General features: G+C 44.0%; 19 protein-coding genes. 5 read left to right on the top strand and 14 right to left on the bottom strand.

The features are described from left to right. The first annotated feature begins 15 nt into the window (after positions 1-15). The gene (locus F6K63_RS25060; RefSeq protein ID WP_287313409.1) at positions 16-381 is read left to right on the top strand and encodes a hypothetical protein; all 366 of its coding nucleotides are present in this window, start codon (positions 16-18) and stop codon (positions 379-381) included. A 404-nt stretch (positions 382-785) separates the two neighbouring features. After that, positions 786-1,094 carry a hypothetical protein gene (locus F6K63_RS25055; RefSeq protein WP_287313408.1) on the top strand — a complete coding sequence of 103 codons (309 nt, stop codon included), beginning with the start codon at positions 786-788 and terminating at the stop codon, positions 1,092-1,094. Between the two features lie 79 nt (positions 1,095-1,173). Here F6K63_RS25055 and F6K63_RS25050 read toward each other — a convergent pair whose 3' ends face one another. From F6K63_RS25050 to F6K63_RS25000, 11 genes are all read right to left on the bottom strand, one after another. Beyond that, positions 1,174-3,078: a response regulator gene (locus tag F6K63_RS25050; protein WP_287313407.1), complete on the bottom strand. Its 1,905-nt coding sequence runs from the start codon at positions 3,076-3,078 to the stop codon at positions 1,174-1,176. A 32-nt stretch (positions 3,079-3,110) separates the two neighbouring features. Further along, a complete protein-coding gene (locus tag F6K63_RS25045) occupies positions 3,111-3,491 on the bottom strand; it encodes a response regulator (RefSeq protein ID WP_287313406.1) in 381 nt (126 codons plus the stop codon). After that, complete coding sequence (locus F6K63_RS25040; RefSeq protein WP_287313405.1) at positions 3,481-5,649, bottom strand: ATP-binding protein; 2,169 nt, start codon at positions 5,647-5,649, stop codon at positions 3,481-3,483. Before F6K63_RS25040 ends, F6K63_RS25045 begins: the two co-directional genes overlap by 11 nt. Positions 5,650-5,783: 134 nt before the next feature. Further along, entirely contained in the window at positions 5,784-6,521 is a 738-nt protein-coding gene (locus F6K63_RS25035; protein WP_287313404.1) for a phycocyanobilin:ferredoxin oxidoreductase, read from the bottom strand. Between the two features lie 506 nt (positions 6,522-7,027). Continuing rightward, entirely contained in the window at positions 7,028-7,267 is a 240-nt protein-coding gene (gene cpcD / locus F6K63_RS25030; protein ID WP_287313403.1) for a rod-capping linker protein CpcD, read from the bottom strand. A 73-nt stretch (positions 7,268-7,340) separates the two neighbouring features. Then, the gene (locus F6K63_RS25025; RefSeq protein WP_287313402.1) at positions 7,341-8,201 is read right to left on the bottom strand and encodes a phycobilisome linker polypeptide; all 861 of its coding nucleotides are present in this window, start codon (positions 8,199-8,201) and stop codon (positions 7,341-7,343) included. A 45-nt stretch (positions 8,202-8,246) separates the two neighbouring features. Beyond that, complete coding sequence (locus tag F6K63_RS25020; RefSeq protein WP_287313401.1) at positions 8,247-9,065, bottom strand: phycobilisome linker polypeptide; 819 nt, start codon at positions 9,063-9,065, stop codon at positions 8,247-8,249. Between the two features lie 54 nt (positions 9,066-9,119). Further along, positions 9,120-9,938, bottom strand: a complete 819-nt coding sequence (locus tag F6K63_RS25015) for a phycobilisome linker polypeptide (protein WP_287313400.1) — start codon at positions 9,936-9,938, stop codon at positions 9,120-9,122. Between the two features lie 104 nt (positions 9,939-10,042). Beyond that, entirely contained in the window at positions 10,043-10,531 is a 489-nt protein-coding gene (cpcA, locus tag F6K63_RS25010; RefSeq protein WP_071103963.1) for a C-phycocyanin subunit alpha, read from the bottom strand. A 99-nt stretch (positions 10,532-10,630) separates the two neighbouring features. Then, the gene (gene cpcB, locus F6K63_RS25005; RefSeq protein WP_071103962.1) at positions 10,631-11,149 is read right to left on the bottom strand and encodes a C-phycocyanin subunit beta; all 519 of its coding nucleotides are present in this window, start codon (positions 11,147-11,149) and stop codon (positions 10,631-10,633) included. Between the two features lie 515 nt (positions 11,150-11,664). Then, positions 11,665-11,787, bottom strand: coding sequence for a hypothetical protein (locus tag F6K63_RS25000; protein WP_287313399.1), 123 nt, complete (start codon positions 11,785-11,787; stop codon positions 11,665-11,667). 273 nt (positions 11,788-12,060) lie between these two features. Between F6K63_RS25000 and F6K63_RS24995 the strand changes: the two genes are divergently transcribed. Further along, positions 12,061-12,468 (top strand): hypothetical protein, encoded by a 408-nt coding sequence (locus F6K63_RS24995; protein ID WP_287313398.1) that lies wholly within the window; start codon positions 12,061-12,063, stop codon positions 12,466-12,468. Positions 12,469-12,690: 222 nt separating this feature from the next. On the opposite strand, the gene F6K63_RS24990 is transcribed toward F6K63_RS24995, so the two are convergent. Further along, positions 12,691-13,077, bottom strand: a complete 387-nt coding sequence (locus F6K63_RS24990) for a type II toxin-antitoxin system VapC family toxin (RefSeq protein ID WP_502708355.1) — start codon at positions 13,075-13,077, stop codon at positions 12,691-12,693. 2 nt (positions 13,078-13,079) lie between these two features. Next, positions 13,080-13,346, bottom strand: coding sequence for a DUF2281 domain-containing protein (locus tag F6K63_RS24985; RefSeq protein WP_287313396.1), 267 nt, complete (start codon positions 13,344-13,346; stop codon positions 13,080-13,082). Between the two features lie 154 nt (positions 13,347-13,500). Here F6K63_RS24985 and F6K63_RS24980 point away from each other — a divergent pair, with 154 nt between their 5' ends. Further along, positions 13,501-14,040, top strand: coding sequence for a TRAP transporter small permease subunit (locus F6K63_RS24980; protein ID WP_287313395.1), 540 nt, complete (start codon positions 13,501-13,503; stop codon positions 14,038-14,040). Between the two features lie 4 nt (positions 14,041-14,044). Next, a complete protein-coding gene (locus F6K63_RS24975; protein ID WP_287313394.1) occupies positions 14,045-15,376 on the top strand; it encodes a TRAP transporter large permease in 1,332 nt (443 codons plus the stop codon). Between the two features lie 63 nt (positions 15,377-15,439). Here F6K63_RS24975 and F6K63_RS24970 read toward each other — a convergent pair whose 3' ends face one another. Continuing rightward, positions 15,440-15,565: a hypothetical protein gene (locus F6K63_RS24970; protein WP_287313393.1), complete on the bottom strand. Its 126-nt coding sequence runs from the start codon at positions 15,563-15,565 to the stop codon at positions 15,440-15,442. Positions 15,566-15,735: the final 170 nt, after the last annotated feature.

Raw genomic sequence — 15,735 nt, 5'->3', positions numbered from 1 at the left:
TCAGGAGAAACGATCATGGGTAAATCAAGTGGCGGCTTCGGTAATGATTCTTTAGTAGGTGACAACGAGACTATTTCAGTGCGTAACACTTCTCCTAAATCTATACCCAGTATGAATTTGATTTTTTATGTAATTAACCTACATATATCATTTTTTATAGCTCTTATTATACTTGTTTTAGGTATTGGTTTAGGTCTATTTAAGGCTAATACTCAATTTCAATTTTTATGGCATGCTCTATTACTTTTGTTTTTTAGTTACTTTTTTAGAAAAAATAATAATTATAAATATCTACTTGTTTCCAATAATTTATTTAAAGGGCTGCTTTTAGGGACAAGCTTTTTGTTAAACACAAGAGTTGTTGATGAGCAAATAAAATAAGCGATTTTGATATTTTTATCAGCCCATATCATAGAAGCTATTTTGATCATATTTTTCATGGTTTGTTTATTTATTATACAAAAACTATTATTTTTTACTTCATTTTTGCGAAAAGCTAATTCATTAGCACATGCATTATTATTAATAATACATATGATATCTTTAATTATATCTACTCTTTGTTTATTTGCTGGATATGGAGCAAGTGAATCCGTTAGAAACTTAGCAAAAATTATTTTTACAATACTATTTTTATGGAATCAAATTACTTTTGTAAAAGCATATTTCGATGAACCATGTTGGTCAAATATATTTAAACATGCAAGAAGTTTTATTTTTGATTTTGATTTGTCATTTATTACAAAAATTTCCACTTGGCTAAATGGTAATACTAAATAATTAGTATGCACGTAACTCACGAAGATATAGCATTGATCTGCTCTTGTTCCGCTCACACTGTTAATGGCTGGTTTAACACCAGTCGTCGCTGTTACCCTCCCACTGCTATTCACTTGCAACCTCTGGCGATTATGGATTTTTTGTTGGAGGATTTTGAGACAATTCCGAAGGAATTATTGGAGCGATGCAGCGCGGTCTTGGGGAGGCAGTGCGGTCTTGGGGGTCCCCCCCATGAGCAACTGCCTTGGTTTCCCCCACTCGCTATTGCATCAAGACAGCGATTGTGCTTGAAGGAGGAGAGAATGGTGAATTAAGAATTAAGAGGATATCTCCCAAGTTTTTTGATACTGAATTTTGCCCCCCTAGCCCCTCAACTTTGCGGTGCGACCCGCTCTAAGGATAAGTTCCTGCCTGAAGTCGCACTCTTTGAAGGCGGTTGAGAATGCGATTAGCCAATTCTGTGGCCACAACTGGTTTGCTGACAAAATCATCAGCACCAATAGCAAATACTTGATTCTGGGTTGTGGTGTCTGTATGGGCACTTAGAAACAAAACTGGCAGTCGGCACCAATAGGGATGAGTACGCAGCACTTGACATAGGTCAATGCCACTTACATGAGGCATTTCCACATCAAGAACTAGTAAGTTGGGAGTTACAGCCTGAAGAACATCCCAGAATTGCCTAGGATCGTCGAGTGTAGTAAGCTTAAATCCCCAAGGTTGGAGAAGGGATGGTATGACTTTTAGCAGCTCCAAATCGTCATCCAAAATCATTACCTTTTCTTCAGCATAGGAACGCTCTAGTGCTTGTAAGACGGTTGTCATCACTTGGGCTGGGGTGATTGGTTGCTTGAGGAAAAACCACCCACCCCGGCGTGCTACTTCCAGTCGTTCAGTAAAATGATCCTGATCGGCAATTAGCAGAACTGGCAATGATGGTATTTGCACTTTTAGTTCCGTAATTAAGGATAAATGCTCTGATAGAGCCCTTCGATTCGCTGCTGCTTGAGTAGGTTCAGTAAAGGCAAGTTTGAATAGAACAACATCAGGGCGTTGGTACCGTTTATCCTGTTTGACCGATACCTCTTGAGATATCCAGGCTCTAGCTTCTTTGATAGTCGGTGCAATCACACTCCGAATTCCTTTGCTATTAGCTATTGCTGCCAGTTGTTGAGTAAATTGAGAATCATCATTAATAATTAACAACAAAGGAGAGTGTTCCGAGAGCTGATGAGGCACTTGCCTAGTTATATTTTCCTGGGTTAGTTCATCGCGCAGAGCGGTTAAAAGTACCTGAAAGTGGAAGATTTGTTCAGCACCCAAATCAGTATCCCCTTGCAATATCCCTTCAAGTTCCCGGGCTAAGCGCGACCCTTCTGAGAAACCAAAAATACCCAAGTTTCCAGCTAAACTATGAGCTGCCAACCTCCCTTGTTCTTGATGGGAATAATTTAGAGACCCTTCTGAGAAAACCCTAGGGACTTGCTCTAAGATAGCCAATTGATTACGGCTCTTTTCCCGGTACTTTTCCCAAGCTGCAGCGATCGCTTTGAGGTGTTTTGAGTGCTTATTGGCGGTAATCTCTTCTTGGATTACAGTAGTAGGTTTAGAATCAGCATTGTCTGGCTGCAACTTTAGTCTATATCCCAGTCCATGTACTGTTTCAATCAGATCCTCCGGAGCACCAGCAATTCTTAATTTCCGGCGTAGCTTTCTTAGATGAGATCTAACTGTTGCGTCCGCTGGAAATTCTTTCGAGGACCACAAATTGTCTATAATTTCGTCAGTACTAAAAACATGATGGCTGTGGCGCAGGAATAATTCTAGTAGCCCATATTCCTTGGCGGTTAATGAGAGCAACTGAGTGTCGTAGGTTACTTTACAGCTGCGCGGGTCTAGTTGCAAGCTACCCCAACTCAGTACAGGCAGAGAGTTTGAGTTTACTCGACGCAATAGAGCTCGCATGCGAGCTGCTAGTTCCTCAAGATCAAAAGGCTTAGTGATATAGTCATCGGCACCAGCATCTAGCCCCCTAATCTTGTCTACACTAGCATGGCATGATGTTAGTAAAAGGATAGGCATGTGATAACCACTGGCGCGGAAACGCTGACAAAGACTAATTCCGTCAACCTTTGGTAGCAACAAGTCCAGTACAATCAGGTCGTAGGTATAAGTTGACCCATAGGCCCATCCCTGTTCACCGTCAGTTACAGCATCAATCACATAATTTTGCTTGGCAAGGCTGTTTTTGAGTAAATCAATTAAAGACTCATCATCCTCCACTAGTAATATTCTCATGTGTACAACTACAAACGCTCAACAATAATGAATCACAACTTCCATTCCAAGAGTTCTGCTATTTTAATAGCCAAAGTGATAGAATTAAAGGGTTTAATAATAATACCAGCAATCCCGATTTTTTTAAACGGGTGTTGCTCTGCGATCTGAGTCTTGGCAGTCAGAAAAATAACGGGAATTGACTGGGTTTTAGAATTTTCTTTTAACTTCGCAAAAGTTGCGATTCCATCCATATCTGGCATCATTACATCAAGTAAGATTGCGTCTGGCAGTTTAGTGTTAGCCATAGCGATACCTTCCAAGCCTGAAGAAGCTGTTAGTACCTCCCAATCTGTTTCAAGTTCCAGACCGACTTGCACTACTTCCTGGATAGTTTCTTCATCGTCAATTAGCAAGATGCATTTAGTACTCATGGTTATCTTCTTCTTGCTGTTTTAAAGCTGGTAGGGTAAAATAAAAAGTACTGCCTTTACCTAGGGAACTCTCTGCCCAAATTTTCCCGCCGTGTTGCTGGATAATTTTGCGGCAAATGGTTAGCCCCAGACCTGTTCCACCTTTCTTACGGGAATCAGATGAGTCCACTTGCTCGAAGCGCTCAAAGATACTTTCGAGCTGGCTATTGGGGATGCCTTGTCCCTGATCTTTGACTTGAAATGTGACATAGGCAGTTGTGGAGCATCGCAGCTGTTTCTGCTTTTTGGTTCTATTAACCTCGTTATCTGTGATTGCAGAGAGCCAAACTGTGCTATTGGCAGGTGAAAACTTAATTGCGTTGCTTAGTAAATTAGTCAAGGTTTGGACAATATAGTCGGGGTCAGCCCAAACAGAGAAAGAGGTGGACTTGGTTGCCAACTTAACCCCATGTTCAGTAGCCATTGTTTGCATAGCCTGGACTGCTTTTTTGATCAAGTCAGCTGCATTGCAGGCTTTTTTGTCCATATTCACCTTACCTGACTCAATGCGCTGTAGGTCTAAGACATTATTGACTAAGCGCACCAGGCGATCAGTTTGTTCGTCTGCAATTTCCAGCATTCGCTGTCCTGTGGCAGAGAGCTTACCGAGTTTTCCCGTCGCCAAGATTTTCAGGGAACCGTGAATTGAGGCCAGAGGGGTGCGGAGTTCGTGACTGACCACTGAAATGAACTCGTCCTTCATCCGTTCTATGGCTTTGCGATCGCTAATATCACTTGTTAAAGCAAAAAAACCTTTGACTAAACCCTCCTCCTCGCTGAGATGAGGGATGTAGGTAACGCTGACGGAGTGAGTGCGTCTATCTTTGAGGGTCATTTCATGTTCGTAGGTGACTGTCCGACCTGACAAAGCAGCCTCCACATACACCCGAATCTGCTGATAGACTTTCTTCCCATGGACTTTCTGAAGGTGAGATCCAGACACCTCTAAAGGGGAAAGTCCCAACCAGGTTTTGTAGGCTTGATTGTTAAAGCGATAGCGCTGTTCCTTGTCAATGTAGGCAATTAAAACAGGCAGTGCATTGGTGATGAGGCGCAGTTGTTCTTCAGAACGACGCAAAGCTTCTTCTGCCTGAAGGCGATCATTGATTTCCTGTTGCAGATTGCTGTTTACTTTCCTCAACTCGGCTGTCCGTTCTGCAACCATCTCTTCCAGATTCTCCAGCAGTTGAGCTTGGGACAGGGCAATGCCGATTTGGTCTGCCAACTGTTGCATCAGTTCAACCTCAAACTCACTCCATGGTCGAGCAGCCTGACACTGATGGGCAATCAGCAAACCCCAAAGTTGATTCTGGGGTTTAACTCGGCGATTTTGGCTGTTTGTATGGGAGTTGAGGGTTTGTAAGATCGGCACAACGAGTTTGGCTTTGACATGCCATTCATCCAGAAACTCAACTAAGCACTCAGCCAAAGCGGCATCAGGGCTGTGAACATCAGCGTAAGCTTGGGTGCGACCTTGACCATAGAGTTCTCGGTACTCTGCAGGAAAGACTTCTTCAGGAAACTCAACGTCGAGAATTGCCGGATATGTCGGTAAGGTCGCTTCGCTAATGATTTTACCTGTTCCATTGGCAAAAACTTGGTAAATCAGTACTCGATCAGCCCGAAGAATTCTTTGCACCTCTGTAACAGCAGTTTGTAGAATTTCTTTGAGTTGCAAAGATTGGCGAATTTTGAGAGTTACTTCAGAGAATAACTCTACCCGCTGATGTTGGCGTTGGAGTTCCTCTTTTGCTGCTTGTCGGCGCTTGGTAATGTCCCGCAAAATCAACAAGTGATTACCAGGTGACAAGTTTATAACTGATGTATACTCCACTGCTCGTGTCGTCCCATTTGGGCAGAGGAGTTGAACTTCCCCAATTTCTTGCCCTCTTTCCCAAAAGAGGTGCCATCCTTGTTCACAATTGAGATCTAGTTTAAAAAAATTAATAATGGAGTGATTAATCAACTCCTCCCTTGCTAAACCAAATAAATCACAGACAGCAGGGTTCACCTCTATGAACTGACCGTTGTCACCAACGATAGCAATTGCTTCAAAGGAGCGCTCGAACCCAGCTTTTAGAAGAGATTCAAGCCTTTGAGGTTTCTCAGCAGACTGCATGACTACGCCTAATGTTAACTACTTTACTGTAATCTAAAGTAATCAAACTTTATTAAAACTTTACAAAAGTTAACTTAAAGACTTCCATTTCCTGTGAAATTTCAGTTGAAGATTTCCCGACGCTCCAAACCCAATCAAGGGGAATCAAACAGCATCGTAGTTATATATCGTTGTGTCCATTGCTGACCAAAAGACTGTTCTAAGATTCTTCGAGTCTTGTCATTATGCTGCTGCTGAGTACAGTAGTAGCGTTGTCCTGCCAGAATTTCAGCTTCCTGGTAAGGAGAAGAAATCGGCATCATGGCGGTCGCAATTTGACAATGCAGAGTCAAAAAATGATTAACTTGCTCAAAGAAAGCCGCTTCTTCTTGAGCATCGGCAGGACGCACAAATAGACAAAATTCCGAAAAAATATCTCCCCACTTGGGTAAATCGCGGTGTTGAGAAAACTTAATTTTGGGTAGTTTGGCTAAAACACTGCGGTAGGATATCGGTAAAATGCGCTCAGTGTTAACGGGAGACAGATCAACAATAGCCGCACTAATTACCCTTTTTCCAACCACAAGATCAACTCCGAAAATTGGCAAGTTGTAGTTGGAGTGGGGGAACATAACACAGTGGAGAATATCAAGGCGATGACTTACCTTTGCTAACTCTAGGTGTAATTTGCGAAACTGGGGGGTCTGATAACAGCGATTTTCAATCAATAGTTTTTCCCCTTCTAAGTTTCCCTCCACGTAACCGAGATCCTCTGGTATAGTGTAGGGAGACAGAGATAAGTAATGTTGCCAGTGGTCTTCAATACAGTTTGCAAGTTTGCGAATAAGAGTATGCTGGTTTTCTCTTAGAGAGGGTTGAAGAGTTTTTAGCATCTTATATTAAGGTTTTCAATAAAGTTTTTTCCGTATCAACTTAAGCCGGAAAATTTTTGTGGTGAGAAGGTGTTAGGTGTTAGGTGTTAGGTGTTAGGTGTTAGGTGTTAGGTTGCAGGTTTTGGGTATGAAAAATCTCAAACCTAAATCATAATACTTAACATCTTATTAAAAGTCCCCTAATATCTAATACCGTAAGCTATCAGCTATCAGCTATCAGCTATCAGCTATCAGCCTATGCGCACGCTTTGCGAACAGCTTTTGCGTAAAAGAGGTAAGCATTAGTTTAATCTGAGTTACATCCCAGCGTCGTTCGCACAGCGTGGCCAAAAGCCAAAGCCTGTGTCACAAAACTGATAGGCTTTTCCCCAGGCTTTCAATTTTATTCTAAGCTGACAGCTGACGGCTGTTGGCGTAGCCTGCGCGTAGCGCATATGCTTACCTAATACCTAACCCCTAACACCTAGCACCTTGTCCCAACTTCAAGACATTTGGTAGTGTTGTTACTATGTTGTTGGCATAACCGGACGAATGCTGACGATTTTTCCTCCCATACGAGTAATGCGCTGCATCTCTTCATTCATTTGGCTGTAGGGAACCTGAATAAAGATACTGCTACTCTTGCGTAAAGGGTAACTGTTTTTATTGTTTTCTTCCTTATGCCACAACCCTGTTACCTCATAGACAAAGGTACGACTTTCTGATGGTGAATTAGAAATGTCAAAAATTAAAGATTCACCCAGCATTTTTGCGTTCCCTCCTAATAGCTACCTCAGATTAGATCAACTCCTGAACTTATATTTTTAGAGCAAATGTTATCTAAGCAAGTGTTATACTAGCGACTTTACCTCCCATTTTGTTAATTTGCTGGAGCGTATCCGATAGCTTCTCATAAGGAACCAGAAGCTCTTTGCTAACGCGGCGCACTTTGGGATATCTAGGCAAGTTCATTCCTGAGACTTCCAACCGATAGATACGACCTGCTCTTACTGGACTTCGGAAGGTTTTATTGGGCGTAACACCTTTTTCAGAGGCTCGGTACGCCCAACCTTCACTACCGCCTGAGGGACCAACCACTGCTGAAACACTATTAAGAGCAAGTTCACTAGCAAGGCGAGACGCTTTACCTTCAACTTGTGCGCGATCGCTATTAGCATAGCCTCGGTAAAGGCGGAACATGCGAGTAAAGCCCACAATCTTTTGTCCGGTTTGAGTTGAGAAGCCTCGATAATAAGGCACGATGAACTCACCAAAGTTTTCATCGTATTCAGCAGAATCGATGTAGGAATCAATATCTGCTTCAAAGCCCTTGTTTTGGTAGAGGTCAAGGTGGTAAATTACCTCAGACTCATCATAGGGAGCTCGACCTAGCAAGTGCTTGAAGTTTAACTCAATCACCCGAGTTTGGAAGCTGGTGTACAGAAATTTCGACTTGTATAGCTCCGACTTAGCTACAGCTCGCACAAACTCCCGCACCGTGAGAGAGCCATTGCAGAGCAGAGATTCTAAACCGGTGAGGCGCTCATAAGCCATGATGTAGTCGTTACCGAGTACTTGTCGGTAAACAGCTTGAATGACGGCTTTGGCATCATCTTGGCTCCAGTTGGGGCGCAGTTCAATGGGGTTGCTATTGCTAAAGGCAGAGGTGCCTAAGCGGGATGCTGCTGTTGTAATTGCCACTTACTCTACTCCTATAGGACTCGACATTTAGATGTTCTAGAAACTTCAGGCACGGGTAATACTCATGACTTGACAACCGCGCTTGTTTAGTTTTTGCAGGGTGGGAGATAGGCGTTCGTAGGGCACGACATATTCACTGATGCTGCGCCTGATCTGAGGGGCACGTCCGATACCTCCTTGAGTTACTCGGAGTCGATAGAACTGTCCCTGAATGTTTGCAGTTGTGCCGGTGAGTGCTTGTCCGCCGCTTGGGGTTCGCACGGGGTTTGCCATATTGCGAGCCAGCTCATAGGTTAAACTAGGACGACCGCCCTTGCCCTGAGCGCGATCGCTGTTGGCGTAACCACGATAGAGCTCGAACATGCGGGTAAAGCCGACGGTTTTTTGTCCCGGTTGATTGGAAAAGCCTCGATAGTAGGGTACGATGGAGGTGCCAAAGTTCTGCTCATACTCAAGGGAGTTTATGTAGGAGTCGATATCTGCCTCAAACCCCTGGTTTTGATAGATATCGAGATGATAGATGATTTCAGACTCATCATAGGGAGCCCGACCGAGTAGGTGCTTGAAGTTCAACTCAATTACTCTCGGATGAAAGTTGCTGTAGAAGAATTTCGACTTGTAGATTTCTGACTTGGCGACAGCCCGCACAAAATCCCTTACAGTCAGGTAACCTTGGCAGAGTAAAGACTCAGCACTGGTGAGACGCTCAGAAGCCATGAGATGGTCGTTTCCGAGTACTTGTCGGTAAACAGCCTGGATAACAGCCTTAGCATTGTCTTGAGTCCAGTTGGGGCGCAGTTCAATGGGGTTGGCATTGCTAAAAGCGGAGGTTCCCAGCCAGGATGCTGCTGTGGTAATTGCCACTTGTTATTCTCCTAATTTTTAATACTGCTTGATAGTCGTGAGATTTCAGTTGCCTTAGGCTGGCGTAATACTTGTTATTCGATCACCTTGCTTGCCAAGCTGCCGCAAAGTATAAGATAACTGATCGTAAGGCACCAGATACTCGCTAATTGTGCGCCGGATTTGAGGACCACCTCTTGTCACCCCTTGAGAAACTCGCAAGCGGTAGAGCTGCCTTTGGCTACCTGCATTTGTGCCGATAACTACCTGTCCCTTGGTTTGGGTTCGGACAGGAGTTGCGGTGTTACGAGCCAGCTCATAAGTTAAGTGAGAGGGATTGCCATTGCCTTGGGCGTGATCGCTATTGGCGTAACCGCGATAGAGCTGGAACATGCGACTAAAGCCCACAACTTTCTGACCCTGTTGGCTCTCGAACCCACGGTAACTCGGCACAATCGAGTTACCAAAGTTTTCTTGATATTCCTGTGAGTCGATGTAAGAATTTATCTCCGCCCTGTAGCCTTTTTGATTGAAAAGATCGACATGATAGGCAATTTCCGACTCATCATAAGGGGCTCGACCCAGAAAATGCTTATAGTTCAACTCAATAAACCTTACTTGGGGTGTGGAGTTTAAGAACTTCTCCTGGTATAGTTCTGACAGAGCCAGTGCCCGGATAAAATCTCGTACCGTAATGTGACCTTGGCGCAATCGAGACTCTGCATTGGTCAAACGCTCGCAATCCATGACATGAGCGTTGCCAAAGACCTGTCGATAGACAGTTGTAATCACTGCTTGCACTTCATCTTCTGTAGAGTAGGAGCGCAGCTCCATTCGAGGGGAATCCGCAAAAGGTGCGATGCCTAACAGGCTCGCTGTTGTTGGACTTACCATATCAGTCTCCTAAATTTCTTTTCTAAAAAACATTGCCCGGAACTTCAGAAAACCGTTAATCGACTATCAACAGCCACCTGGAGTTCCGGGCAAGTCGAAAAACCCTAGCTAAGAGCGTTAATTGTGTAATCGAGATAGGAGTTTGCCTCAACGGCAGGGTCACCACTTAGACCATGGTTCGCCTTGATGTACTTGAGAGCTTCGACATACCAGCTCGGAGAAAGTTCAAACGTGAGGTTGATTTCGGCGATTCCTGAGATCAGGTACTCATCCATCGGTCCTGTACTCCCAGTCACCAAACAATAGGTCACCATGCGCAGGTAGTAACCGATATCACGGGCGCATTTTGCCTTCCCTTCAGGAGTCGAAGCGTAGTTCGGTCCTTGCATCTGCGTGGTATAGGGGAACTTTTGGTAAACTGCTTGGGCTGCACCATTAACCAGAGTATCAGCTTTACTGGTTAAGGTTTGAGCAGCTTCCAAACTTGCAGTAGCTTGGCGAAAACGACCGAAGGCACTCTGAATTTCGGCACTGCTCAGAAAGCGGCCTTGGGAGTCAGCGGTAGCTACTGCTTCAGTTAGGGGAGTTTTCATATTCTAATCTACCTCTCAAAAAAAGTTTTGCAAGTTTTTCGTAAACGAATGCTACTGAATAATTGAACGAGCAGATGGCTGTCCTAGGGTTTGGTGAAACTAGCCAACGGCAGCAGCAGCTCGATCAAAATAACCACTTAACTCAGACATTAGAGAGCTACAGTCACCAGGAGTAATGCCAGTTCTGTCATTGGCAATGGCGATCGCAGCGTCCTTCATCTTATTGATACCTTCAGCTACAGAACCTCCAGGAACTCCCAGTGCTACATAGGTTTCCCGCAGGCCATTAAGGCAGCGGTCATCTAAAACACTGCCGTCACCAGCGAAGGTGGCATAGGTTACATAGCGAAATACAATCTCCATATCGCGCAAGCAAGCAGCCATGCGACGGCCAGTGTAAGCATTGCCACCAGGCTGGATCAATTGGGGCTGCTCTGCAAACAGACTACGGGCAGCATTGGCTACAATTGAAGAGGCATTGCTTGTGAGTCGGTTGACCACATCCATGCGCTTATTGCTTTCAGCAACCATGCTCTTGAGGGAATCGAATTGATCGTTAGTGAGATATACACCTCGGGTATCAGCTTGGGAAACCACCCGTGCAAATGCATCTAACATTAAAGTCTCTCCTTACATCTTGAACTTGTATAAATCCAAAACTGGATAGTAATTGACTGCCTGCCCTACTCTGCTGTTTGGCAGAGTAATGAATCAATCAGCAGCCTTGAATTACTCCAGTAGCTTCAATTCCGTTGAGCCTTGTTGTTAAGAATTTTGTAGCCTCTCTCAGAGACACAAGGTAACTCAAGGAAACTGACCCCTAACTTTTAAGTCAGGGATGCAGCGGCTTTCGGACCAAGACTATTCAAGCAAATCCTCTGTGCAGATTTTGTGCAATTATGTGAGTCAATTACAAATCGTAACAATTCAGCTCTTTTGTTTTTGTCCTCAAGGGGTAACAACAAGGCTACAAAGCACTCTGGGCAAAGAATAGAGCGTTTAGTACTCGCTGAAAATTGAGCCGTTTGTCAGCTTTAAGAATCTTCATACGAAACTAATTATCTGAGCAGTTTATTGAGAGGATGGCATACCCAAACCCGATCTTTACTCAGCTCACGGTAAAGACACCATCCCTAACTCTCGCCACTGGAACTATCTTCGCTACTTTCAGGAGTGGGTATCTGAATTGGAGTTTGGTAAGTCAGTAGGGAGCGAACAAACTCCCTAAATAACTCGGTTTTATTTCGATTGGTCATTTTTTTTATTGCTCCCTACTCCCTTTAAACCAAAATACTATGTCTTAACCTATCCTTAGGTTGCTATTAGCTAAACCAGTTACCATTCTAACTATTTAATTGTAACTAATTATTACAATTTTCGTAAATTATCCGGATTTTTTTGAATTTCCACTTGACAACAACCATAGCCACTATTTATAATATAATCATGGCTAAAAGAGCCGCGCTTCTTGCTTGACCCGGCACAAGCGCGGCTCTCTACCAAACTACAGTTTAGGTAACTCTATCATAATGGCAAAAGAACGATTTATTCATTATCCCATCGATTATCACGAAGCAATGGAGCGTCTTGAGCAGCTTGGACAACAGAGGGAACCGAAGCAGGAAAATTTGTGTCCCTATCCGATCACAGAGCGAGAGCAAATTCTAATCCGACTATACAGTTACTACCAATTGGGCATGACACCGCAACGCTTTTACCAGAAGTGGGACTTAACCCAGGAAGATATAGCTTTGATCTGCTCTTGTTCCGCTCACACTGTTAACGGCTGGTTTAACACTAGTCGTCGCTGTTACCCTCCCACTGCTATTCACTTGCGCCATCTGGCGATTATGGATTTTTTGTTGGAGGATTTTGAGACTATTCCGAAGGATTTATTGGAACGATTATGCTTGAAGGAGGAGAGAATGGTGAATTGAGAATGTAGAATTTAGAATTAAGAATTTAGAATTATATTCTTAATTCTAAAATGATTCTAATTTGCGATCGCACTTCGCCTTGGCCTGGTGTTGCGATCGCGATTATTTTCATGACTGGATTATATCATGTCTTAGCGCAGTATGAAACACATTTTAATTAGGTTAGAGAGGATAAGAATAGTATTTTTAAAGCACGGATAATATGACGCCATTGGCTGCTTTCTACCATAGCCTCTGGATTGGATAACCATCAAAAACAGAATCTATACTCAACAAAGGCATCTGTTCCACAACAGCTTGAGCGATCAGAAGTCGGTCAAAAGGATCGCGATGCTGTAATGGTAAACTTGCTAATGCATAGATATGATCTAACTCAATCGGTAAAAAGTACAAATCATTTGTCTGCTGCTGTCTTTCCAACACCTCAGCCAGGGGAAAGTTAAATGATAGTTTGTTAAGTTGGAGTTTGATTTGCATTTCCCAGACACTAACCAAACTCAAGAACAAGTCGTTTTGCTTATCAGCTAGTAAACTTTTAACCTGTTCCGATAACTTTCCTTGACTTACAGTCCACCAGATAAACGTATGAGTATCCAATAGCAGTTTCATCATTAACCTGCCTGAGACTGATCTGACAATGGATCGTTATCACCGAACCAAAATTCATCAGATAGAGGTTCGTTGAAATCATCACTCATCCATCCTTCTCCTTCCAGCAACCCTAAAATCCGAGGAGCCTGAGATTGACTGGGCTCAGATTCAACATACTTAAGAGCCAGAAACTCCACAAAATCAAACACCATCTGCTGTTGCTGTGGTGGTAATGCCTGCAAGCTTTTCAGAAAATCTTTAGGTAAACCTATCGTCTGGTAATTCATCCCTACCCTTGAACCAAACACTAATAGCTGCTGGGTTGATAGAACTTATCCAATCTTATCTCTTCTTGGCCACAATGTCTTGATGCAGCGCGGTCATGGGGAATTGCTATGATAAAATATCATTCCAATAGCTAGCAAGTGAGGAGTGTGGCTATTGCAACAACTATTACGTATCTCTAGAGTAATTGATAGCTTCAACGAGAGAATCGGTCGCTTAACCTACTGGATTTTGCCACTGATGATCATGATTGGTGTGTGGAATGTGGTTGGTCGCTACTTGGGACGTTTTATAGGAGAAAATTTGAGTTCTAATGGGTTTATCGAAACTCAGTGGTACTTATTTGACTTAGTATTCCTGTTGGGGGCGGCTTACACTCTCAAGCATAATGGCCATGTGCGAGTGGATGTTTTTTATAAGAGTTTGACGCCAAAGGCTCAAGCGATCGCTAATTTAATTGGGACATTATTGTTCTTAATTCCCTTCTGCATCATGGTAATTTATTTTTCTTGGGGGGCAATTATTAATTCCTGGACGATTCAAGAAATGTCACCAGATCCAGGAGGGTTACCCCGTTACCCAATTAAATCCATGATTATTGTCAGCTTTGGGTTGCTGATTCTTCAAGGAATCTCAGAAGCGATCAAAAACTGGGCAATTTTTGCCGGATATTTGGCACCCCAGGAGGAGGAATAAAACCATGGGTTATGACTGGTTAGGTCCGGCCATGTTTGGCGGTGCCTTAGTATTACTTTCCATCGGCTACCCGGTAGCCTTCTCCCTAGGTGGGGTAGCAATTTTGTTTGCCATCGTGGGAGTGAGTTTGGGTATCTTTGACCCGATTTTCCTGACCGCTATGCCCCAGCGGATTTTCGGGATCATGGGCAACTACACTCTCCTAGCAGTGCCCTACTTTATTTTTATGGGTTCCATGCTAGAAAAATCTGGCATTGCTGAGCAGCTGTTGGAAACCATGGGAATTCTGTTTGGACGGCTGCGAGGGGGATTGGCCTTAGCGGTGGTAATTGTGGGTGCGTTGCTGGCCGCATCTACTGGAGTCGTTGCCGCAACAGTAGTAGCCATGGGACTGATTTCCCTACCAATTATGTTGCGCTACGGTTATAACAAGGAACTAGCCACTGGCGTAATCGTGGCATCGGGGACATTAGGACAGATTATCCCCCCTAGTGTAGTCCTAGTAGTATTAGCAGATCAGTTAGGAATTTCCGTAGGAGACCTGTTTATCGGTTCCGTGATACCTGGTTTAATGATGGCTGGGGCGTTTGCCATTCATGTGGTCATCGTAGCATGGCTCAAGCCAGACGCAGCACCAGCCCTACCCCTAGAAGTCCGAAATATCAGTGGCAAAGCCTTGGGAAAGCGGGTAATCCAATCAATGATACCGCCATTATTGTTAATTCTATTAGTATTGGGCAGTATCTTTTTTGGCATTGCTACTCCAACGGAAGCAGGGGCGGTGGGTTGCCTGGGCGCAATAGTATTGGCTGGTGTCAATGGTCAGTTGAATTTGGCATCCCTGCGACAGAGTTCTGATGCCACGATGCGGATTACCAGCATGGTGATTTTTATATTGCTGGGTTCAACAGCATTTAGTTTAGTGTTTCGTGGCTTGAATGGCGATCGCGTAATGGAAGCGATGTTGTTAAACCTTCCCGGCGGTTACATTGGCTTCCTAATAGTCAGTATGTTAACTATTTTCCTACTAGGCTTCTTTATAGACTTTTTTGAGATTGCCTTTATTGTAGTACCGCTGTTTGCTCCAGTCGCCCAACAGCTTAACCTTGATTTAGTCTGGTACGGTGTAATCATCGGAGCCAATCTCCAAGCCTCATTTCTGACACCACCCTTTGGCTTTGCTCTGTTTTATTTACGGGGTGTGGCTCCACCAGAAGTGAAAACCATGGAAATTTACCGAGGTGCGATTCCCTTTATCCTGTTGCAACTGCTGGTGTTAGTGTTGATTATTGCCTTTCCTGGTATAGTCAGTTTCTTGCCATCATTGAGTACTTGATATCAAGTCCGGTTGAATACCCATAATAAAAGATGTAGGGTGGGCAGTGCAGCAGACAGATCATCAAGCTTGCAAACCGCGTTGGTAGGCACTGCCCACCCTACGATTAATCACTGTTTGACTGAGTTCATGTAGGGTGGGCAGTGCAGCAGACAGATCATCAAGCTTGCAAACCGCGTTGGTAGGCACTGCCCACCCTACGATTAATCACAATGGTGCTGAGGGTCAGTTGATGTAGGGTGGGCAGTGCAGCAGACAGATCATCAAGCTTGCAAACCGCGTTGGTAGGCACTGCCCACCCTACGATTAATCACAATGGTGCTGAGGGTCAGTTGATGTAGGGTGGGCAGTGCAGCAGA

Source organism: Moorena sp. SIO1G6 (genome assembly GCF_010672795.1).
Classification (GTDB): domain Bacteria; phylum Cyanobacteriota; class Cyanobacteriia; order Cyanobacteriales; family Coleofasciculaceae; genus Moorena; species Moorena producens.
The sequence above is the reverse complement of the archived record's forward strand: the minus strand, read 5'-3'. Positions and strand labels throughout refer to the sequence as shown.